19 protein-coding genes are annotated in these 20,296 nt (G+C 62.9%); 11 read left to right on the forward strand and 8 right to left on the reverse strand.

Features of this window, described 5'->3' with window-relative positions; translation table 11 throughout:
- Window positions 1-125 precede the first annotated feature (125 nt).
- Window positions 126-554, reverse strand: coding sequence for a L,D-transpeptidase (locus LB558_RS11570; RefSeq protein WP_224698025.1), 429 nt, complete (start codon window positions 552-554; stop codon window positions 126-128).
- A gap of 221 nt (window positions 555-775) precedes the next feature.
- Here LB558_RS11570 and LB558_RS11575 point away from each other — a divergent pair, with 221 nt between their 5' ends.
- The 5 genes from LB558_RS11575 to LB558_RS11595 all read left to right on the forward strand — a co-directional run bounded on the left by LB558_RS11575 (window position 776) and on the right by LB558_RS11595 (window position 7,382).
- The gene (locus tag LB558_RS11575; protein ID WP_224697681.1) at window positions 776-2,056 is read left to right on the forward strand and encodes an acetylornithine deacetylase/succinyl-diaminopimelate desuccinylase family protein; all 1,281 of its coding nucleotides are present in this window, start codon (window positions 776-778) and stop codon (window positions 2,054-2,056) included.
- A gap of 161 nt (window positions 2,057-2,217) precedes the next feature.
- A complete protein-coding gene (locus LB558_RS11580) occupies window positions 2,218-3,696 on the forward strand; it encodes an ABC transporter substrate-binding protein (protein WP_224697682.1) in 1,479 nt (492 codons plus the stop codon).
- 253 nt (window positions 3,697-3,949) lie between these two features.
- Window positions 3,950-4,897 (forward strand): ABC transporter permease, encoded by a 948-nt coding sequence (locus tag LB558_RS11585; RefSeq protein WP_224697683.1) that lies wholly within the window; start codon window positions 3,950-3,952, stop codon window positions 4,895-4,897.
- On the forward strand, window positions 4,894-5,763 hold the full coding sequence (locus LB558_RS11590; protein WP_224697684.1) for an ABC transporter permease: 870 nt from the start codon (window positions 4,894-4,896) through the stop codon (window positions 5,761-5,763). Before LB558_RS11585 ends, LB558_RS11590 begins: the two co-directional genes overlap by 4 nt.
- Window positions 5,760-7,382 carry an ABC transporter ATP-binding protein gene (locus LB558_RS11595; RefSeq protein WP_224697685.1) on the forward strand — a complete coding sequence of 541 codons (1,623 nt, stop codon included), beginning with the start codon at window positions 5,760-5,762 and terminating at the stop codon, window positions 7,380-7,382. Before LB558_RS11590 ends, LB558_RS11595 begins: the two co-directional genes overlap by 4 nt.
- A gap of 20 nt (window positions 7,383-7,402) precedes the next feature.
- Here the strand turns inward: LB558_RS11595 and LB558_RS11600 are convergent, their stop codons facing one another.
- A complete protein-coding gene (locus tag LB558_RS11600; RefSeq protein ID WP_224697686.1) occupies window positions 7,403-7,834 on the reverse strand; it encodes a TerB family tellurite resistance protein in 432 nt (143 codons plus the stop codon).
- A 150-nt stretch (window positions 7,835-7,984) separates the two neighbouring features.
- Between LB558_RS11600 and LB558_RS11605 the strand changes: the two genes are divergently transcribed.
- From LB558_RS11605 to LB558_RS11620, 4 genes are all read left to right on the forward strand, one after another.
- A complete protein-coding gene (locus LB558_RS11605; RefSeq protein WP_224697687.1) occupies window positions 7,985-8,770 on the forward strand; it encodes a TSUP family transporter in 786 nt (261 codons plus the stop codon).
- 52 nt (window positions 8,771-8,822) lie between these two features.
- Window positions 8,823-8,993, forward strand: coding sequence for a hypothetical protein (locus LB558_RS11610; protein ID WP_013531212.1), 171 nt, complete (start codon window positions 8,823-8,825; stop codon window positions 8,991-8,993).
- A 102-nt stretch (window positions 8,994-9,095) separates the two neighbouring features.
- Window positions 9,096-9,926: a helix-turn-helix domain-containing protein gene (locus LB558_RS11615; RefSeq protein WP_224697688.1), complete on the forward strand. Its 831-nt coding sequence runs from the start codon at window positions 9,096-9,098 to the stop codon at window positions 9,924-9,926.
- A 71-nt stretch (window positions 9,927-9,997) separates the two neighbouring features.
- Window positions 9,998-10,417 (forward strand): VOC family protein, encoded by a 420-nt coding sequence (locus tag LB558_RS11620; RefSeq protein WP_224697689.1) that lies wholly within the window; start codon window positions 9,998-10,000, stop codon window positions 10,415-10,417.
- Between the two features lie 18 nt (window positions 10,418-10,435).
- Here LB558_RS11620 and LB558_RS11625 read toward each other — a convergent pair whose 3' ends face one another.
- Together LB558_RS11625 and LB558_RS11630 are read right to left on the reverse strand one after the other, a co-directional pair.
- Window positions 10,436-11,908: a cobyric acid synthase gene (locus LB558_RS11625; protein WP_224697690.1), complete on the reverse strand. Its 1,473-nt coding sequence runs from the start codon at window positions 11,906-11,908 to the stop codon at window positions 10,436-10,438.
- Complete coding sequence (locus LB558_RS11630; protein ID WP_224697691.1) at window positions 11,908-12,522, reverse strand: dimethylsulfonioproprionate lyase family protein; 615 nt, start codon at window positions 12,520-12,522, stop codon at window positions 11,908-11,910. The genes LB558_RS11625 and LB558_RS11630 overlap by 1 nt, the downstream gene beginning before the upstream one ends.
- 136 nt (window positions 12,523-12,658) lie before the next feature.
- Here LB558_RS11630 and LB558_RS11635 point away from each other — a divergent pair, with 136 nt between their 5' ends.
- Together LB558_RS11635 and mmsB are read left to right on the forward strand one after the other, a co-directional pair.
- Window positions 12,659-13,825 carry an isobutyryl-CoA dehydrogenase gene (locus LB558_RS11635; RefSeq protein ID WP_224697692.1) on the forward strand — a complete coding sequence of 389 codons (1,167 nt, stop codon included), beginning with the start codon at window positions 12,659-12,661 and terminating at the stop codon, window positions 13,823-13,825.
- A gap of 25 nt (window positions 13,826-13,850) precedes the next feature.
- The gene (mmsB, locus tag LB558_RS11640) at window positions 13,851-14,735 is read left to right on the forward strand and encodes a 3-hydroxyisobutyrate dehydrogenase (RefSeq protein ID WP_224697693.1); all 885 of its coding nucleotides are present in this window, start codon (window positions 13,851-13,853) and stop codon (window positions 14,733-14,735) included.
- Between the two features lie 309 nt (window positions 14,736-15,044).
- Here mmsB and LB558_RS11645 read toward each other — a convergent pair whose 3' ends face one another.
- From LB558_RS11645 to LB558_RS11660, 4 genes are all read right to left on the reverse strand, one after another.
- A complete protein-coding gene (locus tag LB558_RS11645) occupies window positions 15,045-17,480 on the reverse strand; it encodes a GcvT family protein (protein ID WP_224697694.1) in 2,436 nt (811 codons plus the stop codon).
- Window positions 17,481-17,626: 146 nt separating this feature from the next.
- The gene (locus LB558_RS11650; RefSeq protein WP_224697695.1) at window positions 17,627-18,316 is read right to left on the reverse strand and encodes a cytochrome c oxidase assembly factor Coa1 family protein; all 690 of its coding nucleotides are present in this window, start codon (window positions 18,314-18,316) and stop codon (window positions 17,627-17,629) included.
- An 81-nt stretch (window positions 18,317-18,397) separates the two neighbouring features.
- Window positions 18,398-18,763 carry a hypothetical protein gene (locus tag LB558_RS11655; RefSeq protein WP_224697696.1) on the reverse strand — a complete coding sequence of 122 codons (366 nt, stop codon included), beginning with the start codon at window positions 18,761-18,763 and terminating at the stop codon, window positions 18,398-18,400.
- A 143-nt stretch (window positions 18,764-18,906) separates the two neighbouring features.
- Window positions 18,907-20,286 carry an aspartate aminotransferase family protein gene (locus tag LB558_RS11660; RefSeq protein ID WP_224697697.1) on the reverse strand — a complete coding sequence of 460 codons (1,380 nt, stop codon included), beginning with the start codon at window positions 20,284-20,286 and terminating at the stop codon, window positions 18,907-18,909.
- Window positions 20,287-20,296: the final 10 nt, after the last annotated feature.

Genomic DNA, 20,296 nt, shown 5'->3' on the forward strand with positions numbered 1-20,296 from the left:
CCGGGGGGGGGCCCTAATGCGGCCCCCGAAGCCGGCTCCAGCCGCAAGTGCTTAAGCCGAGCCGCTGGCGGGGAGATTAGCCCTGCGCCAGCGGGTGATACCAACATCAGTGAACCCGAATGGCTTCAGTTGGTGACGACAATCCGCGTGTTGCCGAAACCGGCTTGCCGAACCATCGCATAGAAGGCAGCGGCGTTGGTCGGGTGCAAGCGCACACAGCCATGTGATGCCGGACGCCCGAGCTGCCTCACCGCGCCGGTACCGTGAATGGCATAGCCGCCGCGGAAGAACACCGAATGAGGCATTGGCGACATGTCGTATTTGCGCGAATACCACATCCGCGCCGTCCGTTGCGGCCGATAGCTGCCGCGCGGCGTAATATAGCCTTTGCGGGCGGTGGAGACACTCCACCGGTAAACCGACGCGCCATATCTGACGGTCATCGTCTGCGATGACACGTCAATATTTGCAACGAGGCTGGCTGCCCAGCCCTGCCCCGAAGCACCGAACAGCATCGCAACAAACATGGCTGCCATGAGAACTGTCTTTTTCATGCGATCAAACCCCTTTGATTGCCCTAACCTGCCTGCCTTCAAATTGTTTTTCATCTTTTTAATGGCAGATGCACGGGCTAACACACACACCTTGACCAATTCGCCAATCCAAAGCAGCTAATTTGAACGATTTGCCGCAATAGTTGCCGCCACGACACGCCGCACCGGCTTGATCGCCTGCGGGCTTGCAAAACCGCTGAGATCGCTGCTCAACTCTGCGCATGAACCAGCGACTCCTCCAGGCAATCGATGACAGGCGCGACGATGTCGTCGCGCTGACCGCCGAGCTGATCCGTTTTCCGACCATCAATCCACCTGGCGAGGCCTATAGGCCATGCGCCGAATATCTCGGCGCGCGGCTGAAGAAGAGCGGTTTCGAGACCGAGTTCATCCGCGCCGAAGGCACGCCCGGCGACACCGACCGCTACCCGCGCGTCAATGTCGTTGCCCGTTTCGACGGGAGATCATCAGGCGCCTGCGTCCACTTCAACTCGCATATCGACGTCGTCGAAGCCGGCGACGGCTGGACCGTCGATCCCTTCGCCGGCATCGTCAAGGACGGCAAGGTCTATGGCCGCGGCGCCTGCGACATGAAGGGCGGTCTTGCCGCCTCGATCATCGCCGCCGAAGCCTTCCTGGAAGTCTTCCCCGATTTTCCGGGCGCCATCGAAATATCCGGTACCGTCGACGAAGAGTCCGGCGGCTTCGGCGGCGTCGCCCATTTGGCCAGGCTTGGCTATTTCTCAAAACCCAGGGTCGACCATGTCATCATTCCCGAGCCACTGAACAAGGACCGCATCTGCCTCGGTCATCGTGGCGTCTGGTGGGCGGAGATCGAGACCAAGGGCGAGATCGCGCACGGCTCGATGCCGTTTCTCGGCGACAATGCGGTGCGCCATATGGGCGCCGTGCTGCGGGCTTTCGAGGACGAACTGTTCCCCGCACTCGACCGCAAGATGACGCGCATGCCGGTCGTGCCCGAAGGGGCAAAACGCTCGACCATGAACATCAATTCGATCCACGGCGGCCAGACCGAGGATTTCCGCCCCGGCCTGCCCTCGCCCAACGTACCCGATTCCTGCCGGCTGACTATCGACCGTCGCTTCCTCCTCGAGGAAGATCTCGACACCGTCAAAGGCGAAGTGACCGGTATTCTCGATCGGCTGAAGCGCGAGCGGACAAAATTCGACTACGAAATACGCGACCTGATGGAAGTCTTGCCGCTGATGACCGAGCGCGACGCCCCGGTGGTCAAGGCGGTTGCGCAAGGCATCATGGCGATCTTCGACCGCGAACCCGACTATGTCATTTCGCCCGGCACCTACGACCAGAAGCACATAGCCCGCATTGGCCATATCTATGATTGCATCGCTTATGGGCCGGGCATTCTCGACCTCGCCCACCGGCCGGACGAATGGGTCGGCATATCGGACATGGTGGAATCGGCCAAGGTGATGGCGATAGGGCTCAACGTGCTGCTGCGCGGCACAGCCACGGGATAAGGTGCGCACCACGACAAGCTTGGACCTGCCGATGCGGTCGCCAGGACAAAAACATTCCCGGACACGCCGACGGGCAGAACGAAACGCAATTTACTCCGTGGCGAAATCACGCTTCTATCACCCGGGTTCGAGCACGTGTCTGAACGCATGGGAGTTGTACGATGAAATTGTGGAAAACCATTCTGGCGGCCGCGGTGCTGTCGCTGGCCGCCGGCACCTCTGCGTTTGCCGCCCGGACCGACCTGGTCATCGGCATTCCCCTCGAACCCCCGCATCTCGATCCGACCGCCGGTGCCGCCGCGGCGATCGACGAGGTTCTCTACGCCAACGTGTTCGAAGGCCTGACGCGCATCGGGCCGAATGGCGAGGTGCTGCCGGATCTGGCTGAAAGCTGGACCATTTCCGATGACGGCAAGGTCTACACTTTCAAGCTGCACACCGGCGTGAAATTCCACGACGGTACCGACTTCGACGCCAGCGACGTGAAATTCTCACTCGATCGTGCCCGCGCCGACAATTCGGTCAACGCGCAAAAGGGCCTGTTCGCCGCCATCGACAAGGTCGACGTCGTCGATCCGGCGACCGTCAAGGTCACGCTGAAGAATCCGCAAGGCTCCTTCCTCTACAATATGGGCTGGGGCGACGCGGTGATCGTGGCGCCGGAATCGGCCGACACCAACAAGGACAAACCGATCGGCACCGGCCCGTTCAAATTCCAGAGCTGGGCCAAGGGATCGTCGATTACCCTGGTCAAATCGGACACTTACTGGGGCACACCGGCGTCCCTCGACAAGGCCGAGTTTCGCATCGTGCCGGATGCCGCGGCCTATGTGCCGGCATTGCTCTCCGGCGACATCCAGGCTTTCCCGTTCTTCGATGCCGACAGCGTCGCCCAGGTCAAGGACGACCCGCGCTTCAAGGTGGTGATCGGCGCGACCGAGGGTGAGACCATCCTGTCGATCAACAACAAGAAGCCGCCTTTCGATAAGCTGCAGGTGAGGCAGGCGATCTCCTACGCCCTCGACCGCAAGGCGATCATCGACGGCGCCTCGGCCGGCCTCGGTCAGCCGATCGGCTCGCATATGTCGCCAGCCAGCAAGGACTATGTCGACCTCACCGGCCGCTACCCGCATGATGTCGCCAAGGCAAAGGAATTGCTGAAGGAAGCAGGCCTCGAAAACGGCTTCAAGGCGACGCTGAAACTGCCGCCGCCTGCCTATGCACGGCTTGGCGGCGAGATCATCGCTTCGCAGCTTCGCGACGTCGGCATCGATCTGGAAATCATTCCGGTCGAATGGGCGCAGTGGCTGGACCAGGTGTTCACCAAGAAGGATTACGACCTGACGATCGTCTCCCACACCGAGCCCAACGACATCGATATCTATTCGCGCAAGGATTATTACTTCAACTACGACAACCCGGCCTTCGACAAGGTGATTGCCGATCTCGGCGTCACCTCCGACGAGGCCAAGCGCAAGGAATTGCTGGGGCAAGCGCAGAAGATCCTGGCGGACGATGCCGTGGTCGGCTTTCTCTACGAACTGCCGAAGGTCGGCGTCTGGGACGCCAAGCTGCAAGGGTTATGGGAAAATGCTCCGATCCAGGCCAACGACCTGACTAAGGTGAAGTGGAGCGAGTGAGGACTCAGGCTGCCTGGCGGAACTTGCGCTCCGTCACACCCCCCTCTGCCCTGCCGGGCATCTCCCCCGCAAGGAGGGAGATTGCACCCTCCTTTATGCTTTCGCCAAACGCCGACGTCGAACGCTGGTCGACGACACAGAAACTGCCAAGCTCCTCCCTTGGGGAGATGTCCGGCAGGACAGAGGGGGGCGCCACAGAACGACACCGTCACCTGTTGTCTGCCCCCGGCAACGCAGCCGTCCCCCACCTTCCATGACCGCCTACCTCCTAAAACGCCTCGCCATCGCTGTCGCCACGCTGGTGCTGGCTTCAATGGTGGTGTTCGCCGTGCTGGAGATCCTGCCCGGGGACCCGGCGCGGCTGATGCTGGGCATGAACGCCAGTGCCGACCAGGTCGAATTGCTGCGCAACCAGATGGGCCTCAACGCGCCGCTGGCTTGGCGCTACCTGCACTGGGCCGGCGGCCTGCTCAGCCTCGATTTCGGCCGCTCCTACACCTATTCGGTGCCGGTCATCGATCTGGTGCACGAGCGGCTTGCCGTCTCGCTGCCGCTGGCGCTGATTGCGCTTGCGCTCTCCACCATCATCGCGATTCCGGTCGGCCTGTTTTCCGCCAGCCGGCGTGGACGGGCCGGTGATACGATTTCCATGGGCGCCGCACAGCTTGGCGTCGCCGTGCCGAATTTCTGGTTCGCGCTGATGCTGATCTATGTCTTCGCCGTCTGGCTGCGGCTGGTTCCTGCCGGCGGCTTTCCCGGTTGGGGTGCCGGCGTCTGGCCAGCCTTGAAATCGCTGCTGCTGCCGGCAGTGGCGCTTGCCTTGCCGCAAACCGCGATCCTGGCGCGCGTCACCCGCTCGGCGCTGATCGAGGTGCTGAACGAAGACTATATCCGCACGGCCCGCGCCAAAGGCCTGCCCTACCGCGCAGTCTTATGGCGGCATGCACTGCGCAACGCCATGATCCCGGTGCTGACCATCCTTGGGCTGCAATTCGCCTTCCTGCTTGCCGGCACCATCATCATCGAGAATGTCTTTTACCTGCCCGGCCTCGGCCGGCTGGTGTTCCAGGCCATCACCCAGCGCGACCTGATCGTCGTCGAAAGCGTCGTCATGCTGCTTGTTGCCGCCGTCACCGCGGTCAATCTTCTCGTCGATCTTTCCTATGCGGTCGTCGATCCGCGCCTGAGAAGCCGGCAATGACGCTGCACATCGACATGTCAGAAGAGACGTTCGGCAGCATCCTGGCCAAGGCGTTCAGGAATACCGCCTTCGTTGCCGGTTTCATCATCACCCTGCTGATCCTGGCAATGGCTGTAGTCTCTTATGTTTGGACGCCCTACGACGTCACAAAGCTGGTGATATCGGACAAGACTCAGGCACCCGCGCTCGCGCACTGGTTCGGCACCGACCATTTCGGCCGCGACATCCTGTCGATGGTCATGATCGGCGCCCGCAATTCGATTGCCGTTGCGCTGGTCGCGGTCGGCATTGGCATGGGCGTCGGCGTGCCGCTCGGCGCCTTTGCAGCGGCACGCGGCGGCCTCGTCGACGAAGCGCTGATGCGGCTGAACGATCTCGTCTTCGCCTTCCCGGCTTTGCTGTCGGCGATCATGATCACCGCCATCTTCGGGCCGGGTGCCGTCAACGCCATCATCGCCATCGGCATCTTCAACATTCCGGTCTTTGCGCGCGTCGCCCGAGCCGGCGCCCTGGCGATCTGGCCGCGCGAGTTCATTCTTGCTGCGCGCGCCGCCGGCAAGAGCAGCACGCAGATCACAATCGAACATGTGCTGCCCAACATCGCCACGTTGCTTCTGGTGCAAGGCACCATCCAGTTCGCTCTGGGCATCCTGGCCGAGGCCGGGCTTTCCTATCTGGGCCTGGGTGCGCAACCGCCAATGCCGAGCTGGGGCCGCATGCTGTTCGACGCCCAGACCCGCATGGTGGTGGCACCATGGATGGCGATCTTTCCGGGCATCGCCATCGTTGTCGCCGTGCTGGGGCTGAACCTCCTGGGCGACGGCATCGCCGACATCCTCGACCCGAAATCGCGGCGGCAGCGATGAGCCTGCTCGACATCGAGAACCTGTCGCTGACCATCGGCGACACGCAGATCCTCAAGGGTATGGAGCTTTCCGTCGCGCCCGGTGAGGTGATGGGGCTGGTCGGCGAATCCGGTTCCGGCAAATCGATGACCGCGCTGACGGTGATGCAGCTTCTGCCCCATGCCGCTCGCGCCACCGGATGCGTCACATTCGACGGCATCGACATCCTCGCGGCAACCGAGGACCAGATGTGCGCGCTGCGGGGCGACGACATCGGCATGGTGTTCCAGGAGCCGATGACGGCGCTCAATCCGGTCAAGACCATCGGCGAACAGGTTGCCGAAGGCATTCGCTGGCACACCAAGGCCAACCGCGCCGAGGCAGAAGACCGGGCGCGAAAGATGCTCGACCGCGTCGGACTGCCCGAAGCGAAATTCCCGATGTCGCGCTACCCGCACGAACTGTCAGGCGGCCAGCGCCAGCGCGTCGTCATTGCCATCGCCTGCGCGCTGAAGCCGAAGCTGCTGATCGCCGACGAACCGACGACGGCGCTCGACGTGGTGCTGCAGGCACAGATCCTCGACCTCCTGCGCGACCTCGTCGCCGAAAGCCGCATGGGTCTGCTCCTGATCTCGCACGACCTCGCCGTGGTGACCGAGATGGCCGACCGCATCACCATCCTGCGCCGCGGCGAGGTCATGGAGGCCGGCGACACGGCGCGCACGCTATCCGAACAGCTCCACCCCTACACGCGCCAATTGGCGCAAGCATCGATGCATGTGCCGGCGCGCGCCAGGCCGCATGGCATCGAGACGGGCCGCCCTTTGCTCCAGGTCGAGGGCGTGACCCGCGACTATCCCGGCCGGCGCACCTCGCTGTTCAAGCGCGCGCCTGGTATCCGCGCCGTCGACGATGTCTCGCTGTCGATGGCGCCGGGTCAATCCGTGGCGCTGGTCGGCCGCTCCGGTTGCGGCAAGTCAACGCTCGCCCGCATGATCCTGGCGCTGGATCGGCCGACATCGGGCTCGATCCGCTTTCGCGGCGAGACCATCACCGGCAAGACCGAAGCCGAGCTGAAGCCGGCGCGACGTGACATGCAGGTCGTTTTTCAAGATCCCTACGGCTCCTTCGACCCGCGCCAGAAGGTCGAGAAACTGGTCGCCGAACCTCTGCATGTGCTGGAGAAAAAGCCGACACGCGCCGAGCGCCGCGAGATGGTGGCGCATGCCCTGCACGAAGTCGGCCTCGGCATCAGCGACATGGACAAATATCCGCACGAATTTTCCGGCGGCCAGCGCCAGCGCCTGTCGATCGCCCGCGCCATCATCACCCGCCCGAAACTCGTCGTCGCCGACGAGCCGGTCTCGGCGCTCGACGTCTCGATCCGCGCCCAAATCCTCGATTTGTTCGCCGAGCTCAACCAGAAGCTCGGCATCGCCTATCTCTTCATCACCCACGACCTGACCGTGGCCCGCGCCATCACGGACGAGGTGCTGGTCATGCATGACGGCAAGATCGTCGAGCGCGGCAAGACGAGCGAGGTGCTCGATCACCCGCAGTCCGAGCCTGCCAAGGCGCTTGTCACCGCCGCCCCTGACTTGCACCGGGCGATCGCGAAGCGGCTGCGAGAGCAAGGCTGATCAGGAGAGACGGCGCCCAATCACTCCTGCGGCTTCACCACATCGACCGGGCTGATATCGAGCAGGTCGAGCGTGCGGCGCAGCAGGCGGATCTCGCTCTCGGCCAATTGCGAATCCGCCTTGGCGATCTCCGCCATATGTTGGGCCAATTGCTTGCGCCGTTCGACGTCGAGATCGCGAAACAGCGCGATGGCCTGCGAGCCATTGGTCTCGTAGCCGAACTCATTGAGATATTCGATGACGCTGTCGATGCTGCTTTCCTGAATGCCGAAGGCGTCCTTGCAGATGCGCCGGAAGGCGATCATCTCGCTCTCGCTGACCGACCCGTCGGCCAGGATCATGCGAAACAGCATCAGCAGTTCCGCCGACAGGACCGGATCGTCCGCCACCTTGCGCACGCCCGGGTCGCCGTCGAAGATCTGACGTATCTGGTCCAGCAATGCGAATGCCATCAGGAGCCTCTTTCCGGGTTAACCACACACAAACACAAATCCAAGCGCCATGCGCCTGGATAGAGGTAGCGCGGAATCGATCTTGCGCAAACAGGGCGGCCGTGGTCGAACGCCCGTTATCTCAGCCGGCCGGACCCCTCCATACATCAGATGATCGACCTTAGCATCCAGACCGTCGCCATGCTCGCTTTCGCCGCCTTTGCCGCGGGCTTTGTCGATTCGATCGCCGGCGGCGGCGGCCTGATCACGGTGCCGGCGCTGCTGCTTGCCGGCTTCACGCCGGTCCAGGCGCTCGCCACCAACAAATTGCAAGGCATGTTCGGCTCGGGCTCGGCGACCATCCACTATGCATCGAAGGGTCATGTCGACCTCCGCCGGCAATTGTCGGCGGCGCTTCTGGCCCTTGTCGGAAGCGCGATCGGCGCCTTGCTGGCGACGATCGTGCCGGGTGACATTCTGCGGGCTGCCCTGCCCATCGTGCTGATTGCCATCGCGCTCTATTTCGCGTTCAAGCCCAACATGAACGATGTCGATCGCGCCGAGCGGCTATCGCCGTTCCTGTTCGGACTGACCCTGGTGCCCGCCATCGGCTTCTACGATGGCCTGTTTGGACCGGGCGCAGGCTCCTTCTACATGCTGGCCTTCGTGGCGCTTGCCGGCTACGGCGTGCTCAAGGCGACGGCGCATACCAAGCTGCTCAACTTCGCTTCCAACATCGGCGGCTTCATCGTCTTCGCGGCCTTCGGCGTCGTCTACTGGAAGATCGGCCTGATGATGGGCGTCGCCCAGTTCGTCGGCGCCCGCGTCGGCGCCAGCCTGGCCATGCGCATCGGCGCAAAACTGATCAAGCCGCTGCTGGTGATCGTGTGCCTGGCGCTTGCTGTGAAGCTGCTGGCCGACCCGGCGAACCCGCTGCGGGCCCTGATTGGTGTGTGATCACGTGCCCTGATAGAATGCTGCTGTTCGAATCATGTTGGAGGAGCCACACATGAATCTTAGCGCACCTACGCAGATCGTTTTTATCATTTCCGTTGTTATCGCCATCATCGGCGTCCTCGCCGCGCTTGGTGTTCTCTCATTCATTCCACTCGCATCGGTGTGGATTGTTCTTATTGCTTTCATCGTGCTTGCCGGCGGCTGCTTGATGCGCGGCGCCTGACCATTTCCCTTGAAGTGGGGACGAGGAGCGCCCGGCCAAAAGCCGGGCGCTTTTGATTCCAGCCCCGGGTCTGCTAGATTTGACTTGGCGCAAGGATGGCCGATGCCCATCGAGATGCAACCCCAGCAAGAGCAGGATCGATCCGTCGCCGGGCGGTTCGAGATGCGCCGGCGCCTGCCCGATCCTCGACTTCAGCGCATTGTGTCAGACATTTGCGGCTATCGCGAAATGGCGCCCGGCCATATGCGCAACATCGAATACGCGTCGCTCACCGTACCGCTGGTCATCAGCTTCGCCGAACCCTTCGCCATCGGCCTCGGCAAGGCGCCCGGCGACAATGACCGCTTCGCCAGTTTCGCCGCCGGCCTCTTTGCCGGACCGGTGGTGATCGAATCCTTCGGCGGCGCCTGCTGCGTCCAGGTCAACTTCACGCCGCTTGGAGCACGCCGTTTCTTCCGCCTGCCGATGAGCGAACTGACAGACAGCATGGTCGTCCTCGACGACGTGCTTGGCGCGCAAGGCTTGGCGCTGCGTGAACGGCTGGGTAATGCGCCGGATTGGACGACGCGTTTCGACATGGCCGAAGCCTTCGTCACCGCCCGTCTCGAGAACGCCGCGGAAACGCCGCTCGAAATCGCCTGGGCCTTTGACCGCATCATCACATCCGGCGGCCGGACCCGCATTGCATCAATCGGCGAAAGGCTGGGCTGGAGCCGCAAACATCTCGCCGCCGGTTTTTCCAACGCCATCGGCATCGGCCCCAAGACACTGTCGCGCATCGTCCGCTTCAACCGGGCGCTCGGCCTGTCGAGGCAGCAGATCGCCGACTGGGCGGATATAGCCGCCGATTGCGGCTATGCCGACCAGGCGCATCTGGTGCGCGAATTCCGCGACCTCGCTGGCGAGACGCCAACCGCGCTTTCAGTCAGGTAACATTTCTTCAAGACCCTGGAACGGCCTTCGATCACCGTGGGATATCGACCAACCCCATTGAAGGAGTTCCCATGCCCACCACCACTGAAGCGCCCCGCCTCTATCCTGCTTTGCGCTACAAAAAAGCGGCAAAAATGATCGACTGGTTGGGCGAAGCCTTCGGCTTCAGCGTTCGTGCCCGCTATGGCGAAGGCGATGCCGTGCACCATGCCGAACTGGTCTTCGGCTCCTCGATGATCATGCTGGGCACGGTGCGCGACGACGACTACGGCAAGATGGTCGGCGAACCCGGCTCAGGCGGCGGCAAGTCGATCTACATTGCCGTCGATGATGCGGATGCCGCCTATGCCAAGGCCAGGAAGGCCAGCGCCACGATCATCCAGGAATTGACCAACCGCGACTATGGCAGCCACGAGTTCATCTGCCGCGACCCGGAAGGCAACGTCTGGTCGTTCGGCACCTACTGGCCGAAGGTTGGCGAGAAGGCCTGAGCCAACCTGTGCCGGGAATTACCGCGCCAGTGCAAAGATCGCGTCGCAGTCGAGATGGGTCTCCAACTCGGCTGCGACCTCGTCCAGCGCCCGCTCGACCTCGGCCCGGTAATCGATGCCACCGCTCTTGATGCCGAGGCTTTCGAGGAATTTCCCGCGAAAGCCGTCGGCGCCAAACAGGCCATGCATATAAGTACCCAACACCTTGCCGTCGGCCGACACCGCCCCATCCTCGATGCCATTGATGATTGCCGACGGTCTCAGTGTATCCGGCCCTGTGGTGCGGCCGAGATGGATTTCGTAGCCTTCGAGCGGCAGGTCGTATTGTACCGAACGGGCGCTGACATTGCGCACCGTCTTTTCCGGTTCCATCACCGTTTCGACGTCGAGCAGGCCGAGCCCTTCGGCTTCGGTGACGCTGCCTTCGATGCCGTCGGGATCGCGCACCATACGGCCGAGCATCTGGAAGCCGCCGCAGATGCCGACGACATGGCCGCCGCGCTCGCGGTGCGCGAGCAGGTCGCGATCCCAGCCGTTCTCGCGGAACTTCAGAAGATCGCCGATGGTCGACTTCGAGCCTGGAATGACCACCAGACCGGCATCGGCGGGCAGCGGTTTTCCCGGCGGCACGAACACCACCTCGACCTGCGGCTCGGCCTTGAGCGGGTCGAGATCGTCGAAATTGGCGATACGGCCAAGCACCGGCACGGCGACCTTCAGCGCGCGCGCTTCGCCGGACGCCAGCCGTTCCAGCACCACCGAATCCTCTGAAGGCAACCGCCCTGCTGCCTTCAGCCACGGTACGATTCCAAAACAGCGCCATCCCGTAAATGTCTCGATCGACTTCAGGCCGTCGTCGAACAGCGAAACATCGCCGCGGAACTTGTTGATGAGGTAGCCGACGATCATGCGCCGGTCCTCTTCCGGCAGGATCAGATGGGTGCCGGCAACCGAGGCGATGACACCGCCGCGATCGATGTCGCCGACCAGCACCACAGGCACATCGGCGCGCGTGGCAAAGCCCATATTGGCGATATCGCGGCTGCGCAGGTTGATCTCGGCCGGCGAGCCGGCGCCCTCGACGATGATGAGATCGACGCCCTCGCCGACCTTGCCCCAGGAGTCCAGCACGGCGTCCATCAGCTGGCCCTTCATCGCCTGGTAGTCGCGCGCCCACGCTTCGCCGAACATTTTGCCCTGCACGATGACCTGCGCGCCGACATCAGTCTGCGGCTTCAGCAGCACCGGGTTCATGTGGACCGATGGCGTGACACCGCAAGCGATCGCCTGCAGCCATTGCGCGCGGCCGATCTCGCCGCCGCCGGCTTTATCGCCGGGGATATCGGCAACGGCGGCGTTGTTCGACATGTTCTGCGGCTTGAACGGCCGCACCTTCAACCCACGCTTCTTTGCCGCACGGCAGAGGCCGGCGACCAGCACCGTCTTGCCGACGTCGGAACCCGTGCCTTGCAGCATGATCGCTTTGGCCATCAGCCCCTGCCCTGCGCCGCGGTTCCGGTAATGTCGGATTTCTGCGCCAGCGGCCCGCCGCGCCAGATGTACAGTGCCAGCAATGGCTCCTTGCCCGTGCGCATGGCGTGATTGACGTTGGACGCGTGGTGGACGACCTCGCCGGCCGTGCGCATGCAAAAGCCGCTCTCGCCCATGCGCCATTCGGTGCCGCCGGTCAGCGGAATGTAGATTTCCTCGGCAACGTGATGGTGGTCGGGATAGACGATATCCGGCCCAAGGATCAGCAGGCCGGCGGCGACCGCGTCATCGGCGAAGTGGCCTCGGGTGCCGAACACTTCCAGCCAGCCGTAATTGTCGATGAACTCTTTTCCGAAATCCGCCTCGCTATACGTCTGCCCCCAGCGGAAATCATTCCGACGCTCGGCAAGCAGTTGCACCAGCGGCTTGGCATCCGGCGGCGCCAGTTCGGCGGCGCAACCAAGATGGCGCAGGCAGGCAAGCGGATGCGGCTCCAGCGTACGGGCCGGCATGTCCCAGCCGATCCGCGCCACGGCATCGCGCACCAGGGCGTGATCGACGGACGCAAGGTATGCGTGGAACCGATCCAGCAGTTCATCGAATTTTGTCGTCACATCTTGCTCCGGACATGCATTGGTGCACAGCCGCTCCGCAGAGGGTCGGGTTGCGCGGCGGCATCATTGGTCTAGATTGGTGCGCGCGCAAAGCCAAAAACGACAGGCCAGCAGGTCGAAGATCAGGGAGCACGCCATGGACGCCGCGGTCGATGCGAGCACCAGCCAGTTCGAACTCAACGAGGAACAGCGCGCCATCCAGGAGATGGCGCAGGCCTTCGCCGCCGACCGGGTCGCGCCGAATGCACTCGATTGGGACCGCAACAGGCATTTCCCGGCCGACGTGATCCGCGAGACCGGGCCGCTCGGCCTCGGCGGCATCTATATCAGGGACGATGTCGGCGGTTCGGCACTTGGCCGGCTCGATGCCGTGCTGATCTTCGAGGCTCTGTCGCATGCCGATCCGGCCTTTTCGTCCTTCATCTCGATCCACAACATGGTGGCCTCGATGATCGACCGTTTCGGCAATGACGAACAGCGCCAGCGCTTCCTGCCGAAACTCACTTCGATGGAATGGCTGGCCAGCTACTGCCTGACCGAACCCGGCTCCGGCTCCGACGCCGCGGCGCTCAAGACCCGTGCGGTGAAGAGCGGCGACGACTATGTCCTCAACGGCACCAAGCAGTTCATCTCCGGTGCCGGCGACAGCGATGTCTATGCCGTCATGGTGCGCACCGGTGCCGACGGACCGAAAGGCATTTCCACCATCGTCGTGCCCAGAGATGCGCCAGGCCTCTCCTTCGGCGCCAACGAGCACAAGATGGGCTGGCACATGCAGTCGACCCGCCAGGTCATTTTCGAGGATTGCAAGGTACCGGCGGAAAACCTTTTGTCCGGCGAAGGCACCGGCTTCGGCATTGCCATGGCCGGTCTAGACGGCGGCCGGCTCAACATATCAGCCTGTTCGCTGGGCGGCGCGCAGTCAGCACTCGACAAGGCACTTTCCTACACCGCCGAGCGCAAGGCCTTCGGCTCGAAGATCAACCAGTTCCAGGCTTTGCAATTCAGGCTGGCCGACATGGAGACCGAGCTGCAGGCAGCGCGTATCTTCCTTTATGCCGCCGCCTCGAAACTCGACCGCAAGGCGCCGGATGCCGGCAAATGGTCGGCGATGGCCAAGCGCTTCGTCACCGACACCGGCTTCAATGTCGCCAACGATGCGCTGCAACTGCTCGGCGGCTACGGCTACCTGCACGACTACGGCATCGAGAAACTGGTGCGGGACCTGCGGGTGCACCAGATCCTCGAAGGCACCAACGAGATCATGCGCGTCATCATTGCTCGCGCGCTGATTGGCCGTTGAGATCACCAAAATTCGGAGAGAGACAATGACCACCATCGCCTTCATCGGTCTCGGCAACATGGGCAATCCAATGGCCGCCAATCTGGTCAAGGCTGGGCACCAAGTGCATGGCTTCGACCTGGTACCCGAGAATTTGACCGTCGCGCGCGAACACGGCGTCGTCATCATGGCCAACGGGCCGGCCGCGGTGAAGGATGCCGACGTGGTGATCACCATGCTGCCTGCGGGCAAGCATGTGCTGTCGGTCTATGAGGACATCGCGCACAAGGCGAAAAAGGGCGCGCTGTTCATCGACTCCTCGACCATCGACGTCGAATCGGCGCGCAAGGCGCATGCCATTGCCGCCAAGCACGGCCTGCTGTCCATCGATGCGCCCGTCTCGGGCGGCACCGGCGGTGCTACGGCCGGCACGCTGACCTTCATGGCGGGAGGCTCCGATGATGCCTTCGTCGCTGGCGAGCCGATCCTGAAGCCGATGGCCGGCCGCATCGTCCATTGCGGCGGCGACGGCGCCGGCCAGGCGGCAAAGATCTGCAACAACATGATCCTCGGCATTTCGATGATCGGTGTCGCCGAAGCCTTCGTTCTGGCCGAAAAACTCGGGCTGTCGCATCAGGCGCTGTTCGACGTCGCCTCGACCTCCTCCGGCCAGTGCTGGTCCTTGACCACCTACTGCCCGGTGCCCGGGCCGGTGCCGACTTCGCCCGCAAACAGGGACTACAACCCAGGATTTGCCGCAGCACTGATGCTGAAAGACCTGAGGTTGTCCCAGGAAGCCGCGCAAGGTGCGGGTGCTGTAACGCCGCTTGGTGCCGAAGCAGCCCAGCTCTATGCCTTGTTCAACGCCCAGGGACATGGCGGCGTCGATTTCTCCGGCATAATTAATTTTCTCAGGGGTAACCCAGCGTAACCCACGGATTTGGCGGGTTTTTCCGGTTTCCTTCGGTGGAAAAAATGCAAATTTAGATTTGCTTAAGCTCTCGATAACTCCGCGGTAACGATGTCCCTATAAAACGGACTGCGAGGCGGACATATCTCATCCGCCCGGCGCTCCGGATCAGGTCTCGCGTACCGGAGCCCGTAAGTTTCGATAAGTGCCATAAGTTTCGCAAAGTGTTTGCGTAGCGAAGCGCCATGCGTATCTGGCAAAGCCGCGTTCCCGATGGAGCGCGGTTTTTGCGTTTTGCCCTGCAGCACGTTTCGAGACATCGACCTACCCTCACATGCGCCCGCGGGCGCCTTCCGGATCATAGGGCGAGCCGGCGATCACCTTTGCCGCGCGGCGCTCGCCGAGGATGGACACCTCGAGCTCGGTGCCGGGCGACACAAGGTCCAGGGGCAACAGCGCAAGTGCGATGTCGTGACCAAAAGTATAGGAGTAGCCTGCCGACGTGACGTGGCCGACGAGTTTGCCTTCGCGGTAGACGCCCTCGAAGGCGAACGCGCTCGCACCGACCGTATCGATCGACAGCGTGGCGATCCGGCGTGTCACCTGCTTCTGTTTTGCGACCAGTGCCGCCCGGCCGATGAAGTCTCCCTTGTCGAGGCTGACGAAGCGCTCGAGACCGCTTTCCCAGGCTGACAATTCGAGATTCATGTCGCGATACATGGCGCGGTAGGATTTATCGAGACGAAGCGATTCCAGCGCTTGAAGTCCGACCAGCCTCAGCCCGTGTGCCTCTCCCGATGCCAAGAGCGCATCCAGCAAATGCCGCTGATAGCAGAGCGGATGATAGAGTTCCCATCCCAGTTCGCCCGAATAGTTGACGCGCAGCAGCCGTACGTCGCTGGCCATTCCGACAGTGCCGGACTGCACGCTGAACCATGGGAAGGCCTCGTTGGAGAGGTCGATCTCCGTCAGCGGCTGCAATATGTCGCGCGCCTTCGGCCCAACCACCGTGAAGCTGCCGCGATCCTCGGTGACGTTGCGCAGATGCACGCTGCCGTCTTTCGGCAACAGCCGGCTGAGATCGTCAAGGTTCCAGCGCTCGGCGCGCGGCGTCGATATGAGGTAGAACAGGTCGCTCTGCAGCCGCGCCACCACATACTCGGCCTGCACGCCGCCGGCTGGCGTCAGGTGATGGGCAAGAGCGACACGACCGGGACTCGGCAGTCTGTTGGCCAGGATTCCGTCGAGCCAGTCGCTTGCGCCCGGTCCGCTGACCTCGAACTTGGTCATTGGTGTCATCTCGACCAGGCCAGCGGCCTGGCGGACAGCCTGGACCTCTGCGGCGACGTGGTTCCCTTTGGGGGTCCAGCGCCAGCTGTAGACGTTGCGCGCTTCGACACCCGCGGGCGCAAACCAACTCGGCATCTCCCAGCCGTTCAACACATCCCATACCGCGCCGAGCTGGCTTAGACGGTCATAGGAAGGGGCCGTTTTCTGCGGTCGCGCCGTTGGCATGTCCTGGCCAGGATAGTGCTGCGCGGCGTGGGTGCCCCAGGCTTCCCGGACCTTTGCCCGGGTCCAGTTCTTGTTGGCATAGTGGCCGAACCGGCGGGGATCCAGCTCCGCCGTGTCGATGCTGTTGCCACCCTCCACGATCCGTTCGGAGAGGTAATAGCCAATCGCACCGCCCCAAAGGATGCCCCCTGGCACTCCTTCGGCGAGCCAGACATTCTCTAGGCCCCACGCCTGCCCCATCAGCGGCAGTTCATCGGCTGTCATCTGGAAAGGTCCTCGCACATTCCGCTTGATGCCGGCGCGTCCGAGCGCGGGAACCAGTTCGGTCGCGCGTTCCCAGTTCCAGGACACAGCGTCGAAATCTTCATCGAGCAGATCGGCGCCGAACCATTCCGGGACGCCGTTTTCGGCGAACAGCTTGAGCTGCTCGGTGCGCTCATAGGGGCCGAACATCAGCCCATCTCCCTCTTCGCGCAGATAGCCCTCGTAACCCTCGTCCCTGAGGATCGGCATCTCCGGAAGACCAAGCCGTTTGCGTTCCACAATTTCGGGAACCGCCTCGGTGATCCAGTACTGATGCAGGATCGGGATCGCGGGAATGTCCAGGCCCAGCATGGCGCCTGTCTGGCGTGCGTAATTGCCGGTCGCAAGGATGACATGTTCGCAAACGATGTCACCGCGCGAGGTCTGGACCTTCCACTCGCCGCTCGGCATCCGCTCGAAACCCACGACCTCGGTATCAAGATGGATCTTCGCGCCGAGGTCGCGTGCACCCTTGGCCATGGCCTGGGTGACGTCGGCCGGTGCAATGTGGCCGTCATCGGGGTGGTAAAGCGCACCCAGCATGCTGTTGTTGTCGAGCAGCGGCCAGATCTCGCGCGCTTCGGCGGGCGATACGATCCGGGCCCGCACACCCTGGACCTCGGCAACGTCCATGTAGCTTTTGTACTCGTCCAGCCTGTCGCGCGTGTTGGCAATGCGCAATTGCCCGCATTTGTGCCAGCCGACGTTCTGGCCCGTCTCCGCCTCCAGGCCCTCGTAGATTTCGATCGACCTGGCGATCATGCGGCCGACATTGCGGCTGCGCGCGTAAGAGGGGATGAGCCCCGCGGCATGCCATGTCGACCCGGCTGTAAGCTGTGTTCGCTCCAGCAATGCCACATCGGTCCAGCCGCGCTTTGCCAGGCCGTAGAGAATGCCGGCACCCACACAGCCGCCACCGACCACGACCGCACGAAAGGAACTCACCATATGCGCATGCCTTTGTATGAAATTGCCACCGGTCCACATGAACGCATTCGCATACTGTCAGACAGCATCCGGCTTTTCAGCATATTTCCTTGTTTGGAACGCAGCAGTGGTCACCCGACTGTTGGGCCACAATGCCGGCCGAACTTTCAGCTGTCGCGCGCGCGTTTAGGCTGCGTTTTTGCGTTTGCCCAGCTATATTCCGATTGCAGCATTCGGGACCGGATATGATCTTCGTTGATCAGCACGATCGGCGCATCGGCTCCCTCGACCCTGACGACCAGCAGGCGCAGGCTCCATGTGCCGGCTGTCCGGACAGCGGTCGAATAGGCCGTGCCCTTGCCCTTGGCACCGTGGACGGGAATGCCGAACTGGGCGTCACCAGCCCCATTCGCATTGACGTTGAGATGGCCGCCGACCCAGAAACTGTCGGTCAAATCGTCACCCAACGCCGCCTTGACGCGGTCGTCGGCGCGAAGCCTGTCCATCGTCATGTGATAGGCATCGCTGCCTTTCAGGACGTAGGGAATGCTGCCCACCGTCGCCGCACAGCCGCCGATCGCCACCACCCAGACGACCAGCCCGGCGAGTGCCCAGTTGCGCTGCGTCTTGCGAAACTGTTCCGCGTCACGCCAGGCGCGGTTCTGCCAGGCCCAGCGGCTGCCGCGCGCGCCCAGCACGATGATCATGATGATGTTGACGACAGGGATCAGCGCCAGCAGCGCAATGAAGGTGCTGTTGCCGATGCCCCAGATCCAGTTGAGGAAAAATGCGCCCCAGTTCCAGCGGTCGAGTTCGGCTGGAATTTCAGCCGGCTGATTGAGCGGTTGTCCGGCCATCGTGTCCCCCATCGGTAACGTACCGACCGATTCTAACGCATGCGCTCCTCGATGCGCAAAATCAAAGTTCTGCAGCCTCGGTCAGGTCTTGTTGGACAGCCGCCGAAAATTTGCTTTCACGGCACGACTTGCCGGCTTCAGCGCGGCGCTGATCGAGCGCTCCACCGCGACACCGTTGAACAGCGATGGCGTTCGGCCGGAAAAGACTTCCGGCCAGAACCGCGATGCCGATTGCAGGAAAGACATTTGTGCCGCAAACGCGCCTTCGGCCATGGCGGCGGTCTTCTCGTTGACCGCACGCGCGGTCTCCGTGCTCCATGGCTGGCTGCTCCCGCCATCCATGGCCATCAACGGCAGCCGCATCATCGCCACCAGCGGCGCCAGCATCAGGTCGCCGCCGATGCTGGCCGCCTCTTGCGCCCGTCGGCTCTTGCCGGTCTTTCTCATGGAAATACCCCTCTTGTGGCGGCCGAGTCAGCCGCAGCTCCACACACTACGCGCCTGTGATGGAATTCGTTCCCTCCCCGCTTCACCATGATCTCAAGCCTGGGCGCTCCCGCCGAGGAGCGCCCAGCCGAGGGGTCGAGTTTCTACCGCTTGCGAAGATCGGCTTGCGCCAGATCCAGCGCCTTCGAGATGCGGTCGCAGGCCATATCGATCGTATCGCGGGTCCAGATAAGCGGCGGCGACAGAATCATCGTGTCGCCGGTGGCGCGCAGCATCATGCCATTCGCGATGGCGTGATCGCGCACAGTTACCGCCGCACTCCCAGCCGGAAGGAACCGTTCCTTGGTCGCCTTGTCCTTGACGATCTCGATCGCGCCCATCAGTCCGATCGAACGCACCTCGCCGACCAGATCATGCCCGGCAATCCGCTCCTGCAACGCCTTGGCGAAGTAAGGGCCGGTATCGTTCCGGACACGATCGACCAGCCCTTCCCGCTCGATGATCTCGAGGTTCTTCAACGCCACGGCGCAGGCCACCGGGTGCCCGGAATAGGTATAGCCGTGATTGAACTCGCCGCCCTTCTCGACCAGCGTCGAGGCGATGCGGTCGCCAACCAGCAATGCCGACAGCGGCTGATAGCCCGAGGTCAGCGCCTTGGCGGTGGTGATCGTGTCGGGCTCGATGCCGAGCGTCTGAGCGGCGAACCACTCGCCGGTGCGGCCATAGCCGGTGATGACCTCGTCCAGCATCAGCAGAACATCGTATTTGCGGCAGATGCGCTGCACCTCCGGCCAGTAGCTGACCGGCGGTATCTTCACGCCGCCCGCCCCCATGACCGGCTCGCCGATAAAGGCGGCAACCTTGTCGGCGCCGGCTTCGAGGATGGCATCCTCGACGGCCTTGGCCGCGCGCAGGCCGAAATCATGATCGCTCTCGCCAGGCAGCGCCAGCTCATAGGCATAGGGCATCATCACATGGACGATGTTGGGCACCGCACCGTTGAGCTGCTTGTGCATACCATCCATGCCTCCGAGCGAGGTGCCGGCAACGGTCGAGCCGTGATAGGCCATCTTGCGCGAGATGATGCGGTTCTTCTCCGGCTGGCCTTCCAGCACCCAATAGTGGCGCACGAGACGCAGCGCCGTGTCGTTGGCCTCCGAGCCCGACGAACCATAGAACACCTGGTTGACGTGCTTCGGCGCGATCTCCGCCAGCTTCTTGGACAGCAGCACTGGCGTCGGCGTCGAGCATTTGAAGAAGGAGTTGTAATAAGGCAGTTCCTTCATCTGGGCATAGGCGGCCTCGGCCAGCTCGTCACGGCCATAGCCGATGTTGACGCACCACAGCCCGGCCATGCCGTCGAGGATTTCAGCCCCCTCGGAATCGTAGATGAAAGGGCCGTTGGCATGGGTGATGATGCGCGACCCGGCCCCGCGAATTTCCTTGTGGTCGGTGAACGGATGCAGATGATGCGCGGCGTCGATCTGCTGAAGCTGCTTCAGCGAATAATTCTGATAGGTCATGTCTGATCTT

Origin of the sequence: Mesorhizobium sp. CO1-1-8 (assembly GCF_020164875.1) — a bacterium.
Lineage (GTDB): Bacteria > Pseudomonadota > Alphaproteobacteria > Rhizobiales > Rhizobiaceae > Mesorhizobium.